Annotated in this window: 21 protein-coding genes and 1 pseudogene; 12 read left to right on the top strand and 10 right to left on the bottom strand. The window is 71.4% G+C overall.

The window, feature by feature from the left end; genetic code table 11:
- The first annotated feature begins 45 nt into the window (after positions 1 to 45).
- From CLT74_RS28365 to CLT74_RS28375, 3 genes and pseudogenes are all read left to right on the top strand, one after another.
- Entirely contained in the window at positions 46 to 876 is an 831-nt protein-coding gene (locus tag CLT74_RS28365) for an alpha/beta fold hydrolase (RefSeq protein WP_099850490.1), read from the top strand.
- A gap of 174 nt (positions 877 to 1050) precedes the next feature.
- On the top strand, positions 1051 to 1551 hold the full coding sequence (locus tag CLT74_RS28370; protein WP_099850492.1) for a DUF6328 family protein: 501 nt from the start codon (positions 1051 to 1053) through the stop codon (positions 1549 to 1551).
- A 188-nt stretch (positions 1552 to 1739) separates the two neighbouring features.
- Positions 1740 to 3665, top strand: a pseudogene (locus CLT74_RS28375) (acyl-CoA dehydrogenase family protein); the annotation flags it as partial.
- A gap of 204 nt (positions 3666 to 3869) precedes the next feature.
- On the opposite strand, the gene CLT74_RS28380 reads toward CLT74_RS28375, so the two are convergent.
- The 7 genes from CLT74_RS28380 to CLT74_RS28410 all read right to left on the bottom strand — a co-directional run bounded on the left by CLT74_RS28380 (position 3870) and on the right by CLT74_RS28410 (position 8476).
- A complete protein-coding gene (locus tag CLT74_RS28380; RefSeq protein ID WP_099850496.1) occupies positions 3870 to 4481 on the bottom strand; it encodes a hypothetical protein in 612 nt (203 codons plus the stop codon).
- Positions 4482 to 4649: 168 nt separating this feature from the next.
- Positions 4650 to 5048 (bottom strand): Fur family transcriptional regulator, encoded by a 399-nt coding sequence (locus CLT74_RS28385; protein WP_099850498.1) that lies wholly within the window; start codon positions 5046 to 5048, stop codon positions 4650 to 4652.
- 147 nt (positions 5049 to 5195) lie between these two features.
- A complete protein-coding gene (locus CLT74_RS28390) occupies positions 5196 to 5495 on the bottom strand; it encodes an ArsR/SmtB family transcription factor (protein ID WP_093407467.1) in 300 nt (99 codons plus the stop codon).
- 37 nt (positions 5496 to 5532) lie between these two features.
- Positions 5533 to 6402, bottom strand: coding sequence for a metal ABC transporter permease (locus tag CLT74_RS28395; protein WP_099853225.1), 870 nt, complete (start codon positions 6400 to 6402; stop codon positions 5533 to 5535).
- A complete protein-coding gene (locus CLT74_RS28400; protein ID WP_099850500.1) occupies positions 6399 to 7163 on the bottom strand; it encodes an ABC transporter ATP-binding protein in 765 nt (254 codons plus the stop codon). Before CLT74_RS28400 ends, CLT74_RS28395 begins: the two co-directional genes overlap by 4 nt.
- On the bottom strand, positions 7160 to 8164 hold the full coding sequence (locus CLT74_RS28405) for a metal ABC transporter substrate-binding protein (RefSeq protein WP_099850503.1): 1005 nt from the start codon (positions 8162 to 8164) through the stop codon (positions 7160 to 7162). The genes CLT74_RS28400 and CLT74_RS28405 overlap by 4 nt, the downstream gene beginning before the upstream one ends.
- Positions 8165 to 8218: 54 nt before the next feature.
- Positions 8219 to 8476, bottom strand: coding sequence for a hypothetical protein (locus tag CLT74_RS28410; protein WP_099850505.1), 258 nt, complete (start codon positions 8474 to 8476; stop codon positions 8219 to 8221).
- A gap of 29 nt (positions 8477 to 8505) precedes the next feature.
- On the opposite strand from CLT74_RS28410, the gene CLT74_RS28415 reads away from it, so the two are divergent.
- The 5 genes from CLT74_RS28415 (at position 8506) to dusB (ending at position 13435) form a co-directional block, all read left to right on the top strand.
- Positions 8506 to 8847, top strand: coding sequence for an antibiotic biosynthesis monooxygenase family protein (locus tag CLT74_RS28415; RefSeq protein ID WP_099850506.1), 342 nt, complete (start codon positions 8506 to 8508; stop codon positions 8845 to 8847).
- Positions 8848 to 9253: 406 nt separating this feature from the next.
- Positions 9254 to 9766, top strand: a complete 513-nt coding sequence (locus tag CLT74_RS28420; RefSeq protein WP_239093945.1) for an Rv0361 family membrane protein — start codon at positions 9254 to 9256, stop codon at positions 9764 to 9766.
- A gap of 112 nt (positions 9767 to 9878) precedes the next feature.
- Entirely contained in the window at positions 9879 to 11258 is a 1380-nt protein-coding gene (locus CLT74_RS28425) for a glycine--tRNA ligase (protein ID WP_099850510.1), read from the top strand.
- A gap of 128 nt (positions 11259 to 11386) precedes the next feature.
- Positions 11387 to 12232, top strand: a complete 846-nt coding sequence (locus CLT74_RS28430) for a hypothetical protein (protein WP_099850512.1) — start codon at positions 11387 to 11389, stop codon at positions 12230 to 12232.
- 24 nt (positions 12233 to 12256) lie between these two features.
- On the top strand, positions 12257 to 13435 hold the full coding sequence (gene dusB, locus CLT74_RS28435; RefSeq protein WP_486582640.1) for a tRNA dihydrouridine synthase DusB: 1179 nt from the start codon (positions 12257 to 12259) through the stop codon (positions 13433 to 13435).
- Positions 13436 to 13853: 418 nt separating this feature from the next.
- Here the strand turns inward: dusB and CLT74_RS28440 are convergent, their stop codons facing one another.
- Both CLT74_RS28440 and CLT74_RS28445 read right to left on the bottom strand, forming a co-directional pair.
- Positions 13854 to 14507 carry a C39 family peptidase gene (locus CLT74_RS28440; protein ID WP_099850514.1) on the bottom strand — a complete coding sequence of 218 codons (654 nt, stop codon included), beginning with the start codon at positions 14505 to 14507 and terminating at the stop codon, positions 13854 to 13856.
- 580 nt (positions 14508 to 15087) lie between these two features.
- The gene (locus CLT74_RS28445) at positions 15088 to 16845 is read right to left on the bottom strand and encodes a beta-N-acetylhexosaminidase (protein ID WP_099853236.1); all 1758 of its coding nucleotides are present in this window, start codon (positions 16843 to 16845) and stop codon (positions 15088 to 15090) included.
- Positions 16846 to 17225: 380 nt separating this feature from the next.
- Here CLT74_RS28445 and ppdK point away from each other — a divergent pair, with 380 nt between their 5' ends.
- Positions 17226 to 19961: a pyruvate, phosphate dikinase gene (gene ppdK, locus CLT74_RS28450; RefSeq protein WP_099850517.1), complete on the top strand. Its 2736-nt coding sequence runs from the start codon at positions 17226 to 17228 to the stop codon at positions 19959 to 19961.
- 114 nt (positions 19962 to 20075) lie between these two features.
- Here the strand turns inward: ppdK and CLT74_RS28455 are convergent, their stop codons facing one another.
- A complete protein-coding gene (locus tag CLT74_RS28455) occupies positions 20076 to 20576 on the bottom strand; it encodes a roadblock/LC7 domain-containing protein (RefSeq protein WP_099850520.1) in 501 nt (166 codons plus the stop codon).
- Between the two features lie 290 nt (positions 20577 to 20866).
- On the opposite strand from CLT74_RS28455, the gene CLT74_RS28460 reads away from it, so the two are divergent.
- Genes CLT74_RS28460 through CLT74_RS28470 form a run of 3 tightly spaced genes read left to right on the top strand, consistent with a single transcriptional unit; the run spans position 20867 to position 23355 of the window.
- The gene (locus CLT74_RS28460; protein ID WP_099850522.1) at positions 20867 to 21220 is read left to right on the top strand and encodes a VOC family protein; all 354 of its coding nucleotides are present in this window, start codon (positions 20867 to 20869) and stop codon (positions 21218 to 21220) included.
- Positions 21217 to 22458 carry a deoxyguanosinetriphosphate triphosphohydrolase gene (locus CLT74_RS28465; RefSeq protein WP_099850524.1) on the top strand — a complete coding sequence of 414 codons (1242 nt, stop codon included), beginning with the start codon at positions 21217 to 21219 and terminating at the stop codon, positions 22456 to 22458. The genes CLT74_RS28460 and CLT74_RS28465 overlap by 4 nt, the downstream gene beginning before the upstream one ends.
- 51 nt (positions 22459 to 22509) lie before the next feature.
- Positions 22510 to 23355: a siderophore-interacting protein gene (locus tag CLT74_RS28470; protein WP_099850526.1), complete on the top strand. Its 846-nt coding sequence runs from the start codon at positions 22510 to 22512 to the stop codon at positions 23353 to 23355.
- Positions 23356 to 23471 lie beyond the last annotated feature (116 nt).

Below are 23471 nucleotides of genomic sequence, written 5' to 3' on the forward strand. Positions count from 1 at the left end.
CATTGCTCTCCCGGTGCGGTGTTGACTCGTCGGTAGGCTGCCAGGATGCGTATCGAGGCCCGAGGTCTGCGGTTCGACGTCGCCACCGGCGGTCCGGAGCAGGGCGAGCCGGTGCTGCTGCTGCACGGTTTTCCGCAGCACTCGGGTGAGTGGGACGGCGTACTGCCGGCCCTGCACGCCGCCGGTTTGCGCAGCTACGCGCTGAACCAGCGGGGCTACTCGCCGCAGGCCCGGCCCGCCGAGGTCGAGGCGTACCGGCTGGGTGAACTTGTCGCCGACGCGGCGGCGGTGCTGGACGCCCTCGGGGTGCCCGCCGCGCACGTGGTCGGACACGACTGGGGTGCGGTCGTCGGGTGGGCGCTGGCCGCCACCCACCCGGACCGGGTCCGGACCCTGACCGCGGTCTCCGTGCCGCACCCGGCAGCCATGGCGTACGCGCTGGCACACGACCCGCAGCAGAAGGCCCGCTCGGCGTACATGCTGCTGTTCCGGCAGCCGGGGGCGGCCGAGAAGACGCTGCTGGCGCTGGGCGCCGCCGGGTTGCGCCGGCTGCTGCGCGGGGTCGGTGACGGCGCCCGGGTGGCCGCGTACGCCGATCCGATGCGTGAGCCGGGAGCGCTGACCGCCGCGTTGAACTGGTACCGCGCGATGTCGAAGGCGGATCTGGCGGGGACCGGCCCGGTGGCGGTGCCTACCACGTTCGTCTGGAGCGACGGGGACGTCGCCATCGGGCGGGTCGCCGCGCAGGCGTGTGCCGCGCAGGTGACCGAAGACTTCCGATTCGTCGAACTGACCGGGGTCACCCACTGGATCCCGGACGAGGCGCCGACGCCACTGGCCGAGGCGATCCTGGCCCGGGTACGCCCGCCGGTCTGATCGGGGCTGGTACACGCCGATGGCGCGCTCGGGCGCGTTGTCGGTCGCGTCCTCTGAATGCCCGGGTCGACGGACGGATCCGCCACGGATTCCGAACGGGTTTCGGGCCGAACCCGTTGGGGCATCAGCGTTGCCGCCGGCGGCGAGGGCCGGCGGAGCCCCCGGAGGTCCGCAGTGTCAAAGGAAACCGAGAAGCAGCGGTGGCAGCGAAACTTCGCCGACCTGCTCCAGGAGTTGCGGGTCGCGCAGACAGGCGTGCAGATTCTGTTCGCCTTCCTGCTGACCCTGCCGTTCAGCGCCGGCTTCGGTGAGACCACCCCGTTCCAGCGCGACGTCTACATCGTGGCGCTGTTGGCCGCGGCCGGCGCCACCGCGATGATCATTTCGCCGGTGGCCTTCCACCGGGCACTGTTCCGGCAGGGACGCAAACCGGAACTGGTGCGCTTCGCCCACCGGATGGCCAGTGGCGGCCTCGCCTTCATGCTTGTCGCGATGGTGAGTTCGGTGCTGCTGATCACCGACTTCGTGCTGCCCCGACCGATCGCGTTCCTGCTCAGCGCCCTCACCGGTCTGTGGTTCCTGACCTTCTGGGTGATGTTGCCGTTCGCCCGCCGCAACTGGGGCGAGGATGACATCGACGACGACGAGGACCCGAGCGGCCTGACTCAGGACTGAGCTGACAACTGCTGCGGATATCCGTGGCTACCTTTGGGTAACAAACGCGGGTAGCCTGCTGAACAGGCGGAACAGTCCGACTGTCCGGATCGAGCCCCCGGGGGTTTGCCGTGGCCATCGCCGAGAATCACCGTCCGTCAGCCACCGAGAGCCGTAACGCCGACCCCGCGCCGGACGCGTCGGGCCAGGTGCCCGCGCCGGACGCGTCCGGGCAGGTGTCCGAGAAGGAGGCCCGTCAGGTCGCCGAGGCGGCCCGGCAGACCAGCTGGGATCGGCCCAGCTTCGGTAAGGAACTGTTCCTGGGGCGGCTGCGGCTCGACCTGATCGATCCGTGGCCGCGACCGGATCCGGAGGAACAGGCCCGTGCCGAGGAGTTCCTCGGCCGGCTCCGCGACTACGTCGCCGCCGAAGTGGACGGTGCGGCGATCGAACGCGAGGCGCGGATCCCCGACGAGGTGTTCCAGGGACTGGCCCGGCTGGGTGCCTTCGGGATGAAGATCGGCCGGGAGTACGGCGGGCTGGGCCTGAGCAACCTGCACTACTGCCGGGCGTTGATGCTCGCCGGCTCGGTCAGCCCGGCGATCGGCGCACTGTTGTCGGCGCACCAGTCGATCGGCGTACCCCAGCCGTTGAAGATGTTCGGCAGCGAGGAGCAGCGGCGTCGGTTCCTGCCCCGACTGGCCGCCGGCGAGGTCTCCGCGTTCCTGCTCACCGAGCCGGACGTGGGCTCCGACCCGGCCCGCCTGGCGACCACCGCCGAACCGACACCCGACGGCACCGGCTACCGGATCAACGGTGTCAAGCTGTGGGCCACAAACGGCACCGTGGCGACCCAACTCGTGGTGATGGCCCGGGTGCCGAAGGCGGAGGGGCGTCGTGGCGGCATCACCGCCTTCGTGGTCGACGGCGACGCCGAGGGCATCACCGTCGAGCGGCGAAACGCCTTCCTCGGCCTGCGTGGCCTGGAGAACAGCCTCACCCGCTTCCACGACGTCTTCGTACCGAAGGAGAACGTCATCGGTGGCGAGGGCAAGGGACTACGGATCGCCCTGAGCACGCTGACCACTGGCCGGTTGTCGCTGCCGGCGATGTGCGTCGGCGCCGGCAAGTGGGCGTTGAACGTGGCCCGGGAGTGGTCGGCGGAGCGGGTCCAGTGGGGCCGGCCGGTGGGAGAGCACGAGGCGGTCGCCCAGAAGCTCTCCTTCATCGCCGCGACCACGTACGGCATGGAGACCATGCTCGACCTCTGCTGTCTGCTCGCCGACGACGACCGCAACGACATCCGGATCGAGGCGGCGCTGGTGAAGCTCTACGCCAGCGAGATGGCCTGGCGGATCGCCGACGAGCTGATCCAGATCCGCGGTGGCCGGGGGTACGAGACGGCCGACTCGCTGGCTGCCCGGGGCGAACGCCCGGCCGCGGTCGAGCAGATGCTCCGGGACCTGCGGATCAACCGGATCTTCGAGGGCTCCACGGAGATCATGCACCTGCTCATCGCCCGCGAGGCGGTGGACGCGCACCTGTCGGTGGCCGGCGACATCATCGACCCCGACGCCGGGCTCTCCCGCAAGGCGAAGGCCGGCGCTCGGGCGGGCGCGTTCTACGCGCGGTGGCTGCCGACCCTCGCGGTCGGCAAGGGGCAGCAGCCCACCGGGTACGGCGAGTTCGGCCCGCTCGCCGGGCACCTGCGTCAGGTGGAACGGGCCAGCCGGAAGCTGGCCCGGTCCACCTTCTACGCGATGTCCCGCTGGCAGGGAAAGATGGAACGCAAGCAGGCGTTCCTCGGCCGGGTGGTGGACATCGGCGCGGAACTGTTCGCGATGAGCGCGGTCTGCGTACGCGCCCACGCCGAGCGCGACACCCGGCCGGAGAACGTCGAACTGGCCGACCTGTTCTGCCGGCAGGCCCGGGTCCGGGTCGACGCGTTGTTCAGCGCGCTCTGGCAGAACACCGACTCGATCGACGTGACGGCCGCCAAGCGCATCCTCGCCGGCCGCTACACGGCTCTGGAGGACGGCGTCATCCCGCCACCCGCCGACCTGCCCTGGGTGGCCCCCTGGACCCCTGGCCCCTCCACCACCCCCACCGACGCCCGCCGCCACCTCCCCCACCCACCCCTAACCCCTAACCGCGCACCCAGGCCCCCGCCCCCGCCCCGCCCCCGCCCCCGCCCGCCCAGGCCCGGCCCCGCCCCCGCCCGCCCGCGTTGATCATGAAGTTATTGTCACGCCACGCCGATATCGACGACAACAACTTCATGATCAACGGCCTGGGTCGACGGTCTGGGCTAGAGGTCAGTGGGGAGGGGAGGGGAGGGGTCAGGGGTGGTGGGGGTCGCGGAGGCCTAGGCGGCGGAGTTCGAGGGCGGCGAGGGCGTTGACCGTGGCGTCGTCGCCTCGGCGCCACGCTTCGGCGACGTCGGGGGCGATCCGGGTGAGCTTGCGCAGGGGCTGGCCGGCCAGGGCGCGCAGGGCCAGCAGGTCCCGGCCGGCGGGTGCGCCGGCCAGCGTGGCCGCCGAGCCGGCCCGGCGCATCCAACGCAGCCGCAGCGGTAACCAGCCGAACAGCACCAGTCCGAGCGGCACGATCAGCATCCCGACAGCCAGTGCCAGGGCCAACTGGTCGACCAGTTCCTGTTGGTCGCGGCCGGCCTCGGCCAGCGAACGGGCGGCAGCGGCAGCCCGCTCGAAGGGCGCGGTCAGCTCGTCGCCGACAAGCGGCACCCGGCCGACCTTGCCGCCGGCCTCGGCGAGGTTGTCGGCCAGCCCGCCGCCCGCCCCCTCCAGCTTCTGTCCGGGTACGGCCAGCCTCTGCACCAGATCATGCAGCCACAGCGCGCCCCGAATCGTCGCGTACACCCAGGCGACGACGAGCAGATCGGTGAGCAGCTGTCGTAGCGCGGTCGGGAAACGATCAGCGTAGATTTTCACGCCGGACAGCCTCCCACGGACCCCGCCCCCCGGCACCCCGCCAGCCGCCCTCAGCCCACCCCGATCTTGCAGTTATGGTCGCCGAAATGTCTCTTGCATTCGCTTTTATCGCGACTAAAAGTGCAAGATCGACGAAGTGGGCCGGGGCGGCGGTGGGTGGGGGTGGGGTTAGGGGGCGCAGGTGGGGCAGGTGCCGAAGATTTCCAGGGTGTGGCTGACGTCGGTGAAGCCGTGCTGGGCGGCGACGCGGTCGGCCCAGGTCTCCACGGTCGGGCCGGCGACCTCGACCGTACGGCCGCAGGCCCGGCAGACCAGGTGATGGTGATGACCCTCGCTGCACCGGCGGTACAGGTGCTCGCCGCCAGGTGGGCGCATCACGTCGATCTCACCGGCGTCGGCCAGGCCCTGCAACGTTCGGTAGACAGTGGTCAACCCGACCCGCTCGCCACGATCGCGCAGCATCGCGTGCAGTTCCTGAGCGCTGTGGAAGCCTTCCACCTCGGCGAGCAGCGCGCTCACCGCCGAACGCTGACGGGTGTTGCGAACCGCCGTACCACTGTCGCTCATGACGCCACTCCGCTTCGCTGCGTGCCGTCATGAGGCACATCCGCGCTGAGCCTGATGATTCGCTCGCTACGCTCGCTCATGACGCCACTCCGCTTCGCTGCGTGCCGTCATGAGGCACATCCGCGCTGAGCCTGATGATTCGCTCGTTCATGATCCCTCCCCGGCGTGGCTGACCGCGTCGGCCACGATGTGCGCGACATGCTCGTCGACCAGGGTGTACGCGATCTCCCGCCCCCGCCGGGAGCCCCGGACCACACCCGCCCCACGGAGCACCCTGAGGTGCTGGGAGACCAGCGGCTGGGCCACCCCGAGCTTGTCCACCAGCTCGTGCACGCAGCGCTCACCACCGGCCAGCTCACTGACGATGGCCAGCCGGATCGGTGCCGAGAGGGCGCGCAGCAACTCGCTGGCGCCCTCGTACGCGTCATAGCCGGATCCGCTGGTCACCCTGCAACGGTAACCAATACCGGCGCGAAGCTCGTGATCAGGACCCGCCGAGCACCACCTCGTGTGGCTCCGGAGCCGGCGCGGGCTGAGGACGGGCTCGCCGGATTCGGCGCCAGGCGGCGGCCAGCAGGGTGACCACCACGAACGAGGCGATCGCGAGCACCACCACCGAGGCGCCGGGCGCGGTGTCGGCGAGCGCCGCCATCCAGATGCCCGCCCCGCCGGCGAACAGGCCCAACGCCATCGCCGCCGCCATCGTGCTGCGGAACCCCCGGGTGACCTGCTGCGCGGTGGCCACCGGGACGACCATCAGTGCGCTGATCAGCAGGACGCCGACGGCACGCATGGCGATCGTCACCGTGATCGCGGTGGTGACCGCGAGCAACAGGTTGAGCGCGCGTACCGGCAGGCCGGAGACCCGGGCGTACTCCTCGTCGTGACAGACGGCGAACAACGCCGGACGCAGCCCGAGCATCGCGATCAGCACGGCCGCACCCAGCACCGCGATGGTGGCGACATCCGCCCGGGACGCCGTGCTCAGCGCGCCGAACAGGTACGCGTTGAGGTTGGAGCTGGTGCTGTCGGAGAGCCCGACAAGCACCACCCCGCCGGCGATGCCGCCGTAGAAGAGCAGCGCGAGAGCCAGGTCGCCGGAGGTACGGCCGCGTTCCCGGATCAGCTCGATGACGACCGCGCCGATGGTGGCCGCGATCACCGCCATGATCACAGGGGAGGTCTGGAACAGCAGGCCGGCACCGACCCCGGTCAACGCGACGTGCCCGATGCCGTCCCCGATCAGCGCCAGCCGTCGCTGCACCAGGTAGATGCCGAGCGCGGGCGCGGTGAGCCCGATGATCAGAGCGCTGACCAGCGCAAGCTGCATGTACTCGTACTGGAAGAGGCTCATGGTGCGCTCCACAGCCCGGCGGGCTCCTCGGGACCGTGCGGATGCACGTGGTCGTGGTCCGGTGCCGCGTGGTGCCCGGCCGGCTCCGGCACGGCGCCGTCGTGCACCACGAACCCCTGGTGTACGACGATTGCCCGGCCGATCACCGGGCGCAGCGGACCCAGTTCGTGGGCGACGAGCAGTACGGTGCCCCCGCCGACGGTGAAATCGCGCAGCGCCCCGGCGAACGCCTCCTGGCTGGCCGCGTCCACGCCGGCCGTCGGCTCGTCGAGGATCAGCAGTTCCGGTCGCCCGGCCAGCGCCCTGGCGATGAGTGTGCGCTGCTGCTGGCCCCCGGAGAGGGTGCTGACCGGATCCTTCGCCCGGTCGGCCAGGCCGACGGCGTGCAGCGCCTCGGCGACGGCCTCCCGGTCGGTGCGCCCGGGTGGGCGCAGGATTCCCCGACGGGCCAGCCGTCCGGCGGCGACCACCTCGGCGACGGTGGCCGGTACGCCGCTGCCGGCACCGAGGCGCTGGGGGACGTAGCCGACGCGGTGCCACTGCCGGAACCGGCGTACCGGCCGGCCGAAGAGGGTCACGGTGCCGGCGCTCAGCGGAACCAGCCCGAGGATCGCGCGGATCAGGGTGGATTTGCCGGAGCCGTTGGCACCGAGGACCGCGACGACCTCACCGGCGGTCACGGTCAGCGAGACGTCACGAAGCACGGGGCGGCCGTCGTAGCCGACCACCCCGTGCGTGACGGTGATGACGTCAGGTGTCACGAGCAGCTCAACGCCGTCCTCAGGGTCTGCAGGTTGGTACGCATCACCGAAAGGTAGTCCCCGTCGCCCTCGGCTGACAGGCCCTCGATCGGATCCAGCACCGCGGTCTGGGCACCGACCTCCCGGGCGATGGTCTCGGCCACCTTCGGGCTGACAAGGGTCTCGAAGAAGATCGTGGTGGCCTGGTGCTCCCGGGCCTCCTCGGCCACCGCCGCCAGGCGCTGCGGGGACGGCTCGTCCTCCGGGGTGAGCCCGCTGATGCCGATCTGCTCCAGCTGGTACTTCTGCGTCAGGTAGCCGAAAGCGGTGTGGCTGACCACGATCTCCCGGCGCTGGCAGGTCTTCAGCCCTTCGGCGAACTCCGTGTCGAGCTGTTCCAGCTCGGTACGCAGGGTGGCGGCCCGCTGGGTGTACTCGCCGGCCCGGTCCGGGTCGACCGTGCCGAGCCGTTCGGCGAGCTTGTCGCCGATGGTGGCCAGCCGGGTCGGGTCGAGCCAGACGTGCGGGTCCTTGGCGCCGTCGGACGCCTCCTCGGCGTGCTGCTCCTCCTCGGCGTGCTCCTCGTCCTCGTGGCCGTGCTCGTCCTCCTCGCCTTCGTGGCTGTGATCGTGACCACCGGCGGTGGCGTCCAGCAGCGGCTCCACGGTCGCCACGTCGAAGGCGCGGTCACCGGCTTGCTGTTCGACCGCCTCGTCCACGGCGGGCTGGAAGCCGTGCAGGAAGAGGACCAGTTCCGCCTCGCTGATCTGGCCCACCTGGCCCGGGTTCAGCTCCAGGTCGTGCGGCTCGGCACCGGGGCGGGCCAGGTTCGTCACGGCCACGGCGTCGCCGCCGATCCGCTCGGCGAGGAACTGCAACGGGTAGAAACCGGCCACCACGTCGACCCGCTGCGGGTCGGCGCCGGCCGGACTGTCGTCGTTCGAGCAGGCGGTGACGCCGGTCAGGGCGAGCAGGGCGGCCGTGGCGGTGGCCAGGGCGCGCGGGGCGGGGCGGAAGGTCATGTCAACGACTCTCCGCGACAACGACAATGATTGTCAAAAACGCATGATTGCATGTCAGAGCAGCTTCACCAGGGCGGCGGTAACCAGCAGCGTCAGCACGATCAGTCGAATCGCCCGGGTCTGTGGCGTCTGCACCGACCAGGTGGTCACCAGCAGGGTCGCCAGCGCACCGGCCAGCAGCAGCGTGAACAGCCCGCCGATCACGCCCGGGGCGAAGAACGCGACGAGCGCGAGGAGGAGGGTGACCAGGAACACCGTCGTCGGGTTGGTCCGGGCCAGTCGGGCGGCGATCCCAGGCTGCGTACGCTGCATCCCACAGACTCTACGAGGAGGAGGCGTCGGTGCTGGTGACCAACCGGTTCGTGGTCGACGAGGACGTCGCGGAGGCGTTCACCGCCCGGGCCCACGCGGCCCTCGCCGCGCTCGCTGCCCGCCCCGGCTACCAGCGCGGACAGTTGGTCCGGGCGCTGGACGACCCCCGTCACTGGTGCCTGGTCACCGAATGGGAGTCGGTGGGCACCTACCGCCGCGCCCTCGGCGGGTTCGACGTGAAGATCACCGCAGTGCCGCTGCTCGCCGAGAGCCTCGACGAGCCGTCCGCGTACGAGCCGTTGGCGACCGCCGCGCCCGGCGGTGACGTGGTCACCGTCGCCAGCGACCGGGCTGCGGGTCCTTACCGCTGAGTCGTCGGGCACTACGCTGGCTTCCATGACCGCTCCCGGACCGGCAGCCCCACCACCAGATCCCTCGCTGCCCGGCCAGCAGGGACCTCAGGTCCCCGGCGAACGCGGCGCGCCGCCGGCCGCATCCGGCCCGCCACCTACCGATGGCACCGGCCCCGCACCGGCCGTCGGCGCCGCGGGGTCACCGTCCACCGGCCCGACCTCGCCGGCCAACCCTGAGGGGCTGCCGTCCGGCACCGCCGGACCGTCGGCCGACACCGAAGGGCAGTCCTCCGGCACCGACGCCGCGCCGGGAGGGCAACAGCCGCCCGTGCTGATGCCGCCCGGCTCGCCGTCGGCGGGTCAGCTCCAGCCCACCGCGCCGCCCGGGGGTCAGTTCCCACCCGGTACCCCGCCCGGGGGCCAACTGCCGCCCGTACCGTCCCCGCCCGGCCCGGAGTCGGGAGCGCCGGTGCCGCCGCCCGGACCCGGGGTGGCGCCGCCGTTCGCGGCGCCACCGACCGAGGGTGGCCGGTCTCGGCTCTGGCTCGGCCTCGGCGCGGGTGCGCTGGCCCTGCTGCTCTGTTGCGGTGGTGGCGGCACCGCAGTGGTCGGGCTGCTGGTCAGTGGGGTGCAGGCGATCGAGGAGCAGGGCCGCACGGTCTCCGGCGACTACTACCGCGCTCTCTCCGACGGCGACTACGGCCGGGCGTACGACCAGCTCTGCGAGGACGCCCGGCGACGCGAGTCCCGGCAGGAGTTCGAACGGCGCTCCGCCGCTGAGCCGCAGATCTCCTCCTACCGGGTCGGTGAGGTGGACACCACCACGCTGACCGTGCCGGTGGAGGTGACCTACAGCGGTGGTGGCCAGGAGCGCCAGCAGGTCGTACTGGCACAGGATCCGCAGACCGGTGGCATGGAGGTCTGCGGAGTCAACTGACCGGCCGCAGGTAATGTGCTGGGTTCGGGACCGAGCCGGTCGTACCGTGGTCCCGAACCGTCCCCGCCGACCGTCACGTCCCCGCCGACCGCCAGTCGGCGTAGGAGGAAAAATGCCAGCCGACCGTATCGACGCCGTCGTCAGCCTCGCCAAGCGCCGAGGCTTCGTCTTCCCCTCCAGCGAGATCTACGGGGGCACCCGGTCGGCGTGGGACTACGGTCCGCTCGGCGTGGAACTCAAGGAGAACGTCCGCCGGCAGTGGTGGAAGACGATGGTCCAGCAGCGCGACGACGTGGTGGGCCTGGACTCCGCGGTGATCCTCGCCCGGGACGTGTGGGCCGCCTCCGGGCACCTGGAGGCATTCGTCGACCCGCTTACCGAGTGTCAGTCCTGCCACAAGCGGTTCCGCGCCGACCATCTTGAGGAGGCGTACGAGGCCAAGCACGGCCGCCCGCCGACCTCGCTGGCCGAGCTGAACTGCCCCAACTGCGGCAACAAGGGCACCTTCACCGAGCCGCGGATGTTCAACGGCCTGATGAAGACCTACCTCGGCCCGGTGGAGAGCGACGAGGGTATGCACTACCTGCGGCCGGAGACCGCCCAGGGCATCTTCGTCAACTACCGCAACGTGGAGACGGTCGCCCGCAAGAAGCCGCCGTTCGGCATCGCGCAGACCGGCAAGTCGTTCCGCAACGAGATCACCCCCGGCAACTTCATCTTCCGTACGCGCGAGTTCGAGCAGATGGAGATGGAGTTCTTCGTCGAGCCGGGCACCGACGAGCAGTGGCACGAGTACTGGCTCGCCGAGCGCTGGAACTGGTACCTCGACCTTGGTCTCTCCGAGGACAACCTGCGCTTCTACGAGCACCCCAAGGAGAAGCTCTCGCACTACTCGAAGCGCACCGTCGACATCGAGTACCGGTTCCAGTTCGGCGGCACCGAGTTCGCCGAGTTGGAGGGCATCGCCAACCGCACCGACTTCGACCTGGCCACGCACAGCAAGCACTCCGGCGTCGACCTGTCGTACTTCGACCAGACCAAGGGCGAGCGGTGGATTCCGTACGTGATCGAGCCGGCTGCCGGTCTCACCCGCGCGGTGCTGGCCTTCCTGCTTGAGGCGTACGACGAGGACGAGGCACCGAACACCAAGGGTGGCGTCGACAAGCGCACCGTGATGCGCTTCGACCCCCGACTGGCCCCGGTGAAGGTGGCGGTGCTGCCGCTGTCGCGCAACGAGGCGCTCTCCCCGAAGGCCAAGCAGCTCGCGGCCGACCTGCGCAAGCGTTGGGTGGTCGAGTTCGACGACTCGCAGGCGATCGGCCGCCGCTACCGCCGGCAGGATGAGATCGGCACGCCGTTCTGCGTCACCGTCGACTTCGACACGCTCGACGACGACGCGGTGACGGTGCGGAACCGGGACACCATGACCCAGGAGCGGATCGCCCTCGGCCAGGTCGAGCGTTACCTGATCGACCACCTGCCCGGCTGCTGATCCCTCGGCCCCGCCCGGGCGTGCCGGTCCATTCGGCAGGCCCGGGCCGGGCACGCCGACTGGCATCCATGGCCAATGATGTCTCCAGGGCGGGCGGATCCGCACGGAGACGACGGAGGGCCGACGACGTGGAACCGGAAGCGCGTGAGGAGATCTTCGAACGGGCACGGGAGTACTCCACCCAGCCGGCGCTCTGGCAGCAGGCGGACGCGCTCTGGCTGCGGGTCATCGAGGCGTACCGGCAGGCCGTCGCGGGCGGCCAGGTCGACCGGAACGATAAACGTCAGCTGGCCCGGGCGCTGTGGCGGCACAGCATGGTGTTGGCCGCCATGGGCCGCCACGAACGGGCGAAAGAGGCGGGCCACGAGGCCATCGTGCTGTTCGCGGAGATCCATCAGGCGGTGAAGGCAGAGCATCCGGATCCGACCCACCCGCGCCGGGACGAGGCGCTGGGCGAGCTCATCACCGCGTTTGTGGACTCCGGCGAGTCGGCGTTCGTGGCCGGCAGCCCCGGTGCCCGGCTGCAGTTGCTGGAGAAGGCGATCGAGATCGGGCTGTACACCGCCGGCCCGCCGCCCGGCGCGGGGCCGCGCACCCGCGAGGCGATGGCCACCGCCTACCACAACCACGCCAACGCCCTGATGCACCGTCACCAGCAGCAGGGCGCCGCGAGCGACGCGCAGGAGGCGGCGCTGGCCGGCTCCCGGGCGACGGAGCTGCGTCTGAAGGCGCTCGACCCGCATCAGCCGATCACCATCTGGGAGCTGGCCAACACGTACTCGATCTACGCGCACGCGCTGGTGGCCATCGGCGACGTCGAGCGTGCCCGGTTGGTGGTGAAGCAGGGCATCCTGCTGACCGACATGCTGGATGTGGGCGGGACGGAGATCCAGCAGAAGCTGCGGGCGGCGGAGGCGCTGGTCCGGCAGGCGTCCGGTGGGGGTGGCCGCCGGTGGCCGTGGCGGCGGCGCTGACGGCGAGCCCCGTACCCTTGAACTGTGGAAACCGCCCTCCGTTCCGCGACCGAGCTGCCGCCGCTGCGCATCGGGCCGCACCAGGTGTGGCCGCCGGTGGTGCTCGCCCCGATGGCCGGCATCACGAACGTCGGCTTCCGGCAGCTCTGCCGGGAGCAGGGCGGCGGGATCTACGTCTGCGAGATGATCACGACGGTCGCCCTGGTCGAGCGGAACCCGAAGACGCTGCGCATGATCGCGTTCGGCGCGGACGAGCGCCCGCGTAGCCTCCAGCTCTACGGCACCGACCCGGAGACCACCGCCGCCGCCGTGCGGATCGTGGTTGAACGGGATCTCGCCGATCACATCGACCTCAACTTCGGCTGCCCGGTGCCGAAGGTGACCCGTCGCGGCGGCGGTGCGGCGCTGCCCTGGCGGCGACGGCTCTTCGCCCGCCTGGTGCGGGCCGCGGTGGACGCCGCGTCACCCGCCGGGGTGCCGGTCACCGTGAAGATGCGCAAGGGCATCGACGACGACCACCTGACGTACGTCGAGGCGGGGCTCGCCGCCCAGGAGGCCGGCGTCGCCGCGGTCGCCCTGCACGGGCGTACGGCCGCCCAGCGATACTCGGGCACGGCGGACTGGGATGCCATCGGCACCCTCAAGCAGGCCCTCGACGTGCCGGTGCTCGGCAACGGCGACATCTGGGAGGCCGACGACGCGCTGCGGATGGTGGCGCACACCGGGGTGGACGGCGTGGTCATCGGCCGGGGCTGCCTGGGGCGGCCCTGGCTCTTCGCCGACCTGGAAGCGGCGTTCAACGGCTCGCCGCAGCGGCGGCTGCCCACCCTCGGCGAGGTGGCGGTGACCATGCGCCGGCACGCCGAGTTGCTTGTCGAGCAGTTCACCGCCGGGGCCCGCAACCCGGCTCGTGGTGAACGGGACGGCTGCACCGACTTCCGCAAGCACGTCGCCTGGTACCTCAAGGGCTTCCCGATCGGCAGCGAGCTGCGCCGCTCCCTGGCGATGATCGACAGCCTGGCCCAGCTGGACGACCTGCTGGGCAAGCTCGATCCGGCGGTACCGTTCCCGGTGGAGACGCTGGGTCAGCCGCGCGGTCGCACCAACTCACCGGGCAAGGTCTTCCTGCCCGACGGCTGGCTGGCCAGCCGCGACGACGACACCGTCCCCGAGGGCGCCGAGTTGGACGACTCCGGCGGCTGACCCGCCGAACGCCCCCTCGGTGCCGTCCGCCGGGCCGCAATGCCGTCCGCCGGGCCGCAATGCCGTCCGGGCCGCAATGCCGTCTGCAACTTCGCGGAGAGTTCCTGACCCCGGTGGCCTGACCCGTCACGCGCACCGCGTGGGGGTGGGCACCCCGGCCGGGGGCAGCAACTTCGGGGATGTTGCTGCCTGGCCCGTGGCTTGAGGCAGCAACATCCCCGATGCTGTCGCATCCCCCGGGGCGGGCCCGGGCTCGTCGATCTTGCACTTGTGGTCGGCGAGATGGTCGGGTTGGGTGCTTCTGCCCCGACCACCCACTGACCTTCACGGCCACTGCGGTGCGCCGGGGTGCGGGGGTGGGGACGGCGAAGGGCCGACCCCTGGTGGGGTCGGCCCTTCGTGGTGGTGTTTTGGTGGGTCAGGAGGTGGCGTAGCCGCGGGTGGCGATCCAGTCGGCGAGGGTGTCGATGTTCATCCGGTAGGAGGCCTGGGCGGGGTTGGCGGAGTCGGCGATGGTGACGGTGTCTCCGTTGTCGCGGTAGCCGACGACGCTGATGTAGTGGCCGCCTTCGAAGCTGTGGGGGGTGCCGTCGGTGTCGGTGGCGGTGCCGGCGATGTTGGCGACCACGGCGCGGCCGTCGTCGATGGTGCGGATGATGTCGTCGCGCAGCTTGTCGGTCTGCTTGTCGTCAGCCTTGGCGCCGGCGATCTCGACCGACTTGTAGACGTCCTTGCCGGTCTCCTTGTTCAGGACGGGGGTGATGTCGTTGATGGAGTTGGTGCCGGCCTCGGTGGTGCGCATTTGCTTGGCCATGGTGTCGACGTCGATGTTCTTGCCCTGCACGCTCAGGGCGTTGCGGGCGGCGGCGGGGCCGCAGTAGTAGAAGTTGGGCTGGGCTTCGTAGCGGACGCCGAGTTCGCGTTCGCCGCCGGGCTTGCGGTCGGCGACCGCGCTGCTGGCCTGGACGCCGGGGGTGGCCTGGGCGGCGATGGCGGGGCCGGCGATGCCACCGGCGGTGGCGGCGGCTGCGGCGATGGTCAGGGCGGTCTTGCGCAGGATGGTGGTAGCCATGATGTCGCACCTTTCGGTCGGGGGTGTGCGCGGCTGCGGCCCGCGGGGGTGCGGGTGGGCCGTGCGGAAAGGGGAGACGTGCTACGCGCTGGTCCGGCGTTCGGTGCCGGGTCCGGGTGTAACGCCGGGTGGGCCGGGGCCATTCCGGGGGGCCCTCGCGTGGGGGAGGGCGGATGGCTTCGGCGGTGTACCGGAGGGTGTAACGCCCGGCGGTGGGGGGTCATTCCGACCGGGGCCGGGGGCGGCGCCGGGGAGGCGCTCGCGGTTACGCCATGTATAACCACCGGGCCGGGCCCGCGATTCCACCGCAGGCGTGACCCCGGCCACCGACGAATCGGATATTCGGCCACGTTGTGCACGATTGTCCCCACCGGTGTTCCGCGCAGCGGTGCCGGCCGTGCCATCGGCGTGGGCTCTGCCGACCGCCACGAAGGGTCAGGAGCGCGTCCTGACACGCCGCTCCGGGACGATTCCGGCATACATCGCGATCGGCTTGAACGACCCACCGATTGATGTCACGCGGCAATCGGTGCGTGCCGGACACGACGGCCGCCACCGTACGGTGGCGCTGGCCGAGGGCCTATGCGGGGCGGGAGTTGGCATCGCCGGGGCGACTGACCGACGGCTTGCGCGGCGCGGGGACCGGCGTCGTCGTCGCTGGCCAGGGCAGCTCGGCAGAGCGGTGGTACGCGATGCCGGCGGTGTCCCAGCGTGTGCCGTGCCCCGCCACTCGCTCCCGGAACGAGACCCAGTCGTGCGTCGACCGGGGTGACCAGCCCAGCTCGGCGATGGCGGGCAGCCGGGGGAACAGCATGAACTCGATCTCGGCGAGGGTGGTCACCGACTCGGTCCACAGCGGCGCCTCGACACCGAGCACCGCCTCGGCCGGTACGTCAGCCAGGTGGCCGGCCGGATCCCAGTCGTACGCCCGGCGTACGTCGATCAGGCCGGCCCAGTCGTGCCCGATAGGGGTGTCCGGGGCGTACTTCATGTCCAGGTAGGCGTGGTTGCCGGGGGAGAGGATCAGCCGGGCCCCCCGGCGTACCGCCTCGGCGGTCACCGGGTCCTCGCCGGTCGTGCCCCACCACTGGAGGACCCGCCGGTCGACGTGGGCGGCGGGGGCGATCTGGTGCCAGCCGATCACGTCCCGGTCCAGCCCGGCGACGATGCGCTGCACCCGTTCGACGAACCCGGCGTACACCTCGCCGGGCACCTTGAACGCCTCGTCGCCGCCGATGTGCAGCCACCGACCGGGGGTGAGCGCGGCGATCTCGCCGAGCACGTCGGTGACGAAGTCGTAGGTGCGTTGGTTGGCCGGGTCGACGTAGCTGAAGCCGACCTCGGTGCCGGTGTACGGCGGCGGGGCCACCCGCTCCGGTGCCAGTTCCGGATAGGCGACAAGCGCGGCGTTCGTGTGGCCGGGCAGGTCGACCTCGGGGATCACGGTGATGTGCCGGTCGGCGGCGTACGCCACGATCCGCTGGTAGTCGGCGCGGGTGTAGTACCCGCCGGGCGCGTCGCCGACCGCGCCGGCCCCGCCGACCGTGGCCAACCGGGGCCACGAGTCGATCGCGATGCGCCAGCCCTGGTCGTCGGTGAGGTGCAGGTGCAGCCGGTTGAGCTTGTAGCGGGCCAGATGATCGATCACCCGCAGCACGTCGGTGACGCCGAAGAAGTGCCGGGCCACGTCGAGCATCGCGCCCCGGTGCGGGTAGCGGGGACGGTCGAGGATCGACCCGCCGGGCAGCACCCAGCGGGTGGCGACCGGGGTGGCGCTCTCGACGGCTGCCGGCAGCAACTGCCGCAGCGTCTGTACCCCGTGCAGGAGGCCGGCGGCGGTGCCGGCGGCGATGCGTACGCCGTCGGTGGTGATGTCGAGCCGGTAGCCCTCCGCGCCCAGTGCGGCCTCGCCGGTCAGGTCGAGAGCGATGCCGCCGGCGGGGACGGGCGTGGCGGTGTCGGTCACCGGCAGCGGGTATCCGGTCGCCGGGCGCAGCAGCGCGGCGAGGTGCCCGGCGACGGCCACGGCAGCCGGCTCGGCGCTGACCCGGATCACCGCGTCGGCGGCGAGCAGGTAGTCGGCCGCGGCGTCCGGCTCGACCCGTTCCGGCGCGGGCACCACATCACCCAGTCGGGTAGGTGCCGGCGGTGCGAGCAGCGCCGCCGCCTCCCGCTCCGCCGCCCTGGCCAGCTCTCCGGCGGTACGCCCGGCGGCCTGAACCGCGTCGTCCGCCGGCGCGGCGGTTTCGGCGTCAGCTCGCGCGGACGTCCCGTCGCCTGCGGCGATGTGGTCGGCAGCGGCGTAGCCGGTCGCCGGGGCGGACGTCACCTCGGACAGCTCGGCAGGCTCGCCGGAGCGGGGCGGGTCGAGTGGTTCCGGTGCGCTGTCGGGTGGGGCGGCGGACACGAGGACTCCCGAGGGGGTGTATTCGCGGCGGTTGTGGCAATGGGCCAGGTGGTCACAGAGGGTGCCGTCAAGCGTACGGGGAGGCCGGCAATTGCGTGAATGTGCGCGTGGAATCGTTCCCAAAAACCGTCCTGAACTCGGACAGTCGTGATTGCTGTGCCTATTGTCACCGAACGCTCCCGGGCTGCGCTTCGGTCGCTTAGCCTTCGCCCACCGATCGGCACGACTCCCCGGATTACCAGTCCATGGATCCGGGGTATCAAAAAACTGAACCTTCGTTAAGTGTCAATCCGGGCGCGTGGGAGGCTCTGGTGACAGCGCAAGAGACGGTTGAGCACAAGTACGTCTACGACTTCGCCGAGGGCAACAAGGAGCTCAAGGACCTCCTCGGCGGCAAGGGAGCGAACCTGGCCGAGATGACGAATCTCGGCCTGCCGGTGCCGCCCGGCTTCACCATCACCACCGAGGCGTGCCGGGCGTACCTCGACACGGGTGCGGAACCGGCCGGGCTGGCCGAGCAGATCGCCGCCCACCTGGCGGCGCTGGAGCGCGAGATGGGCCGGCGTCTCGGCGACCCGGACGACCCGCTGCTGGTCTCCGTGCGCTCCGGGGCGAAGTTCTCGATGCCCGGAATGATGGAGACCGTGCTCAACGTCGGGCTCAACGACCGCAGCGTCGAAGGGCTGGCCCGGCAGGCCGGTGCCGCCACCGACCAGGGCGCCTCCGGTGGAGCGGACCGGTTCGCCTGGGACTCTTACCGGCGACTGATCCAGATGTTCGGCAAGACGGTCTGCGACGTGCCGGGTGAGGAGTTCGAGCACGCGCTCGACGAGGCCAAACGCGCCAAGGGCACCGACCTCGACCTGGACCTGGACGCGGACGACCTGCGCGGGCTCGTCGACACGTACAAGAAGATCTTCAGCAAGCACACCGGACGGGAGTTCCCGCAGGAACCGCGCGAGCAGCTCGACCTGGCGGTACGCGCGGTGTTCGACTCGTGGAACGCCGAGCGGGCGGTGGTCTACCGCCGGCAGGAGCGCATCCCGGCCGACCTGGGTACCGCCGTCAACGTGGTGGCGATGGTCTTCGGCAACCTCGGCCCCGACTCCGGCACCGGCGTCGCCTTCACCCGCGACCCGGCCAGCGGCGCCCAGGGCATCTACGGCGACTACCTGGCCAACGCGCAGGGCGAGGACGTCGTCGCCGGCATCCGTAACACCGTGCCCTTGCAGGAGCTGGAGCGGATCGACAAGGACTCCTACGACGAACTGCTCGACTACATGGCCCGGCTGGAGCGGCACTACCGGGACCTGTGCGACATCGAGTTCACAATCGAGCGCGGCAAGCTGTGGATGCTCCAGACCCGGGTCGGCAAGCGCACCGCCGCCGCCGCGTTCGTCATCGCCGGCCAGTTGGTCGACGAGGGCCTGATCGACATCGACGAGGCGCTGCACCGGGTCAACGGCGCGCAACTGGCCCAGCTGATGTTCCCGCGCTTTCAGCTCGACCACGAGTTCGAGCCGGTCGCGACCGGGATCGGTGCGTCACCGGGTGCGGCGGTCGGCAAGGTGGTCTTCACCTCGGCCCGCGCCGTCGAACTGGCCGCTGAGGGCGAGGCCGTCATCCTGGTCCGTCGGGAGACCAACCCGGACGACCTGAACGGCATGATCGCGGCCCGGGGCATTCTCACCTCGCGGGGCGGAAAGACCAGCCACGCCGCGGTGGTGGCCCGGGGCATGGGCAAGACCTGCGTGTCCGGTGCCGACGAGCTGGACATCGACGTGCCGAAGCGACGGTTCGTCGTGGCCGGGCGGACGGTCACCGAGGGCGACGTGGTCTCCATCGACGGCACCACCGGCAAGGTCTACCTGGGTGAGGTGCCGGTCAGCCCGTCGGAGGTGGTGCGCTACTTCGAGGGCGAGGTCGACCCGGACACCAGCGACAACGCGCTGGTCAGTGCCGTACACCGGATCATGTCGCACGCCGACGCCAGTCGCCGCCTGGCGGTGCGTACCAACGCCGACACCGGCGCCGACGCGGCCCGGGCCCGGCGGTTCGGCGCCGAGGGAATCGGACTCTGTCGCACCGAGCACATGTTCCTCGGTGACCGGCGTGAGCTGGTGGAACGGCTGATCCTGGCCCGCGACCCGGCCGAGCGGGAGGACGCGCTGGCGGCGCTGCTGCCGTTGCAGCGGGCCGACTTCGTGGAGATCTTCCGGGAGATGGACGGGCAGCCGGTCACCGTCCGGTTGATCGACCCGCCGCTGCACGAGTTCCTGCCGCCGCTGGAGCAGCTCGCGGTGAACGTGGCGGTCTCCCAGGAGCGCGGTGAGGACGTCGCCAAGGAGGAGGCGCTGCTCGCGGCCGTACGCCGGATGCACGAGGAGAACCCGATGCTCGGGCTGCGCGGCGTACGCCTGGGTCTGGTCATCCCCGGCCTCTTCGCGATGCAGGTCCGGGCGATCACCGAAGCGGCGGTGGAGTGCACCCGCCTGGGGGTTCGGCCCTGCCCGGAGATCATGGTCCCGCTTGTCGGTGCGGTCCAGGAGTTGGAGACCGTACGCGCCGAAGCCGAGCGGATCATCGCCGAGGTGGTCGGCGGCAGCGACGTCAACGTGCTGATCGGCACCATGATCGAGGTGCCCCGGGCGGCGTTGACCGCCGGGCAGATCGCCGAGGCCGCCGAGTTCTTCTCGTTCGGCACCAACGACCTGACCCAGATGGGGTGGGGCTTCTCCCGCGACGACGTGGAGGGCGCGTTCTTCTGGCGCTACCTGGAACTGGGCATCTTCGGCATCTCGCCCTTCGAGTCCATCGACGCCGACGGCATCGGCCGGCTGGTGCGGATCGCCGCCGAGGAGGGGCGGGCGGCCCGCCCGGGGCTCAAGCTCGGGGTGTGCGGCGAGCACGGCGGTGACCCCGACTCGGTGCACTTCTTCCACGCGGTCGGGCTGGACTACGTCTCCTGCTCGCCGTTCCGGGTGCCGGTGGCCCGTTTGGAGGCCGGCCGGGCGGCAGTGGTCACCACCGGCTCGGACAGCCGCTGACCGCACCGACGTGCGATGGTGCCGCGAGGCAGCAACTCGGGGATGTTGCGGTGTCCAGCCGCCGGCTGGTGCGCAACATCCCCGACGTTGTCGCACGGCCGGGCGGTGGGGCGGTCAGATCGGGGGGCGGCGCCAGGTGATGGACGGGTCGCGGCGGGGGCGTTCGTTCGGCATCGAGGCCATCGGCGTGCGTACCGCCAGCGGGGCGTGCGGATCCGCCTGGTGGGGCAGCAGGGTCGGGCGGCGGCAGGCGGCAAGGGCCGGTCCGGTGCGCCGGACCACTCCACGGGCCTCCTCGCGGAGCGCCGCCAGATCCGCGCCCGGCTCGGCGACCAGGGTGAGCAGTGCGTCCCGACCTGCCGGGTAGGTGACCACGCAGCCGGCGGCGGTGTGCACCACGGACTCGTGGAACTCGCCCTGTCGTACGGTGGCCGCCATCCGGTGGCCGAGGCCGAAGCTGGCCGCCGCCAGCGCGGCCAGGTGGGTGGCGTCGGTAGTGGGCAGGTCGCTGGAGATGAGCAGGCCGTCGGTGCCGGCGAGGACCGTGCCGGCGACCTCGGGGTGGCGTCGGCGCAGCCCCCGCAGCTCGGTACCCATCATCGTTTCCGCGTTCACGAGCGTGTCTCTCCCACCGGTCGTGTCTCCGCCTCAACAAGTGACGTTCCGCGATGGCGACGCTACCCGTGGACGTCGATGAGTGCGATCCCGTTACCGTCGGCAATTGGGCGGCAACTCTCGTCTGATCGGAGGATGTGGACCCGCCGTGGGCACGTCGCCACCGCGCCGAACCGGATCCCCGGGCGTAACCTGACTTCGCCCATGGACCGTCTTTCGCGAAGGGGTGGCCGGATGAGATCGCGTGCCGAGTTGTCAGAGTCTGTCGACGCCGCGGTGGCGGTGCCCGCATGACAAGTGTGTGGGAGAGCCTGACCGTCGACGCCCGGGACCCGGGCCGGCTGGCCCGCTGGTGGGCCGAGGCGCTCGGCTACCAGGTGGTCGACGAGCGGCCGGACGAGGTGGAGATCCGGCAGAGCGTGGACCGGCTGCCCGGCATCGTCTTCGTGCCCGTGACCGGCGTCAAGGAGGGCAAGAACCGGCTCCACCTCGACCTGCGCCCGGCCGACCGGGAGGCCGAGGTGGAACGACTTGTCGACATGGGCGCCCGGCACGTCGACATCGGTCAGGACGGCGACGACTGGACGGTGCTGGCCGACCCGGAGGGCAACGAGTTCTGCGTGCTGCGGCAGCGTGGGGATTGAGCGCTGCGGCCGGTGGGTCGGACGCGGCGCGTCGGGTGGCGGAGCCGGTCAAGGATCCGGAGCACGGCCGGTCCCCGTACGAACGGGACCGGGCCCGGGTGCTGCACTCGGCGGCGTTTCGTCGGCTGGCCGCGAAGACTCAGGTACACACGGCCGGCACCGACGACTTCCTGCGTACCCGGCTGACCCACTCACTGGAGGTGGCCCAGGTCGCCCGGGAGATGGGTGCCCGGCTGGGCTGTGATCCGGACGTGGTGGACACCGCCGGACTGGCCCACGACCTCGGTCACCCGCCGTTCGGCCACAACGGCGAGGGCGTACTCGACGAGTTGGCCGCCGACTGCGGCGGATTCGAGGGCAATGCCCAGACGCTGCGCGTACTGACCCGGCTGGAGGCCAAGGTGTACGGCCCGGACGGGACGTCCGCCGGGCTGAACCTGACCCGCGTCTCGCTGGACGCGGTCGGCAAGTACCCGTGGACCCGCCAGCCCGGCCGGCGCAAGTTCGGCGTGTACGCCGACGACCTGCCTGCTTTCGCCTGGCTTCGGCAGGGCGCCCCGGCCGGTGAGCGGCGGTGCCTGGAGGCGCAGGTGATGGACTGGGCCGACGACGTGGCGTACTCGGTGCACGACGTCGAGGACGGCATCCACGGCGGGTACCTCACCCTGGAGCCGCTGCTCGCCGACTCCGACGAGCGGGCGGCGCTCTGCGCCGACGTCGCCGCCGTCTACTCGACCGAGTCGCCCGACTACCTCGACGAGACGCTTGCCGACCTGCTCGCCGACCCGGTGCTCGCCCCGCTGGCCGGCTACGACGGCAGCCATCGTGCCCAGGCCGCGCTGAAGGCCACCACGAGCGTGCTGACCGGCCGGTTCGTGGCGACAGCAGTCGCCGCCACCACCGAACGGTTCGGCCCGGGACCACACCGACGGTACGCGGCCGACCTGATCGTGCCCCGACCGTTGCGCGCCCGGTGCGCGCTGCTCAAGGGCATCGCCCTGCGCTACGTGATGCGTCGGCCCGGCGCGCAGGGTCGCTACCAGCGGCAGCGGGAGATCGTGGCCGGGCTGGTGGAGACCCTGGCCGGGCGGGCACCGGAAGCGCTCGACCCGGTTTTCGCCCCGCTGTGGCGGGACGCAGCCGACGACGATGCCCGACTGCGGGTGGTGATCGACCAGGTGGCCTCGCTGACCGATCCCGCCGCGCTGGCCTGGCACGATCGTCTGATCAGAGGCTGACACCGGATACCGGGCCGGACGGCGAACCGCGAGTGAGGTTAGCCTAACCGAATGACGGATCGCTCGAAGAAGGTCACCTCCGCCCGGGTCGAGCGCACCTGGCGGCCCACCCCGCACGTGGTCCGGCTGGTGCTCGGCGGGGAGGAACTGGCCGGACTGCCGGTCGGCGAGTTCACCGACCACTACATCAAGATGGTTTTTCCGGTCGCCGGGGTCGACCTGCCGCGCCCGCTCGATCTCGCCGCCATCCGTCGTGACCTGCCGCGCGAGCAGTGGCCCCGGCTGCGCGCGTACACGGTGCGCGCCTGGGACGCGGCGGCCGGGGAACTGACAGTCGACGTGGTGCACCACGGCGACGAGGGGCTGGCCGGCCCGTGGGCGGCGGCGTTGCGGCCCGGCGACGAGGTGCTGTTCGTCGGTCCGGGTGGGGCGTACGCGCCAAGCCCTGCGGCCGACTGGCACCTGCTTGTCGGTGACGAGAGCGCCCTGCCGGCGATCGCCGCGTCCCTGGCCCGGCTACCCGTCGGCGCGCCCGCCCACGTCTTCGTCGAGGTCGACGGCCCGGCCGACGAGCAGCCGCTGCCCAGCCCCGGTGCGGTGCGGTTGACCTGGCTGCACCGGGGCGTACGCCCGGTGGGTGAGGCGTTGGTGGACGCGGTGCGTGCGCTTGATTTCCCGGCCGGGACGGTGCACGCCTTCGTGCACGGTGAGGCGTCCTTCGTCCGTCAACTGCGCCGGTTGCTGCGGGTGGAGCGGTCGGTTCCCCGCGAGTGGCTGTCCATCTCCGGCTACTGGCGCAAGGGCCTGGACGACGAGGGCTGGCGGGCCACCAAACCCGACTGGAATCGCCAGGTCGAGGCCGACGAAGAAACGCGCGTGCCCGTGCCGCTCGGTTGACCGTCGGACCGATAACCGGCAAGGTGGCACCCCAACACGCCCATGAACGGCCAAAAGTCGATTCCCTGGGTGTGATTCGCCGGAATTCTGCCGAGTCCGACGGCAGCGGAACGGGA

The organism is Verrucosispora sp. CNZ293 (genome assembly GCF_002754655.1).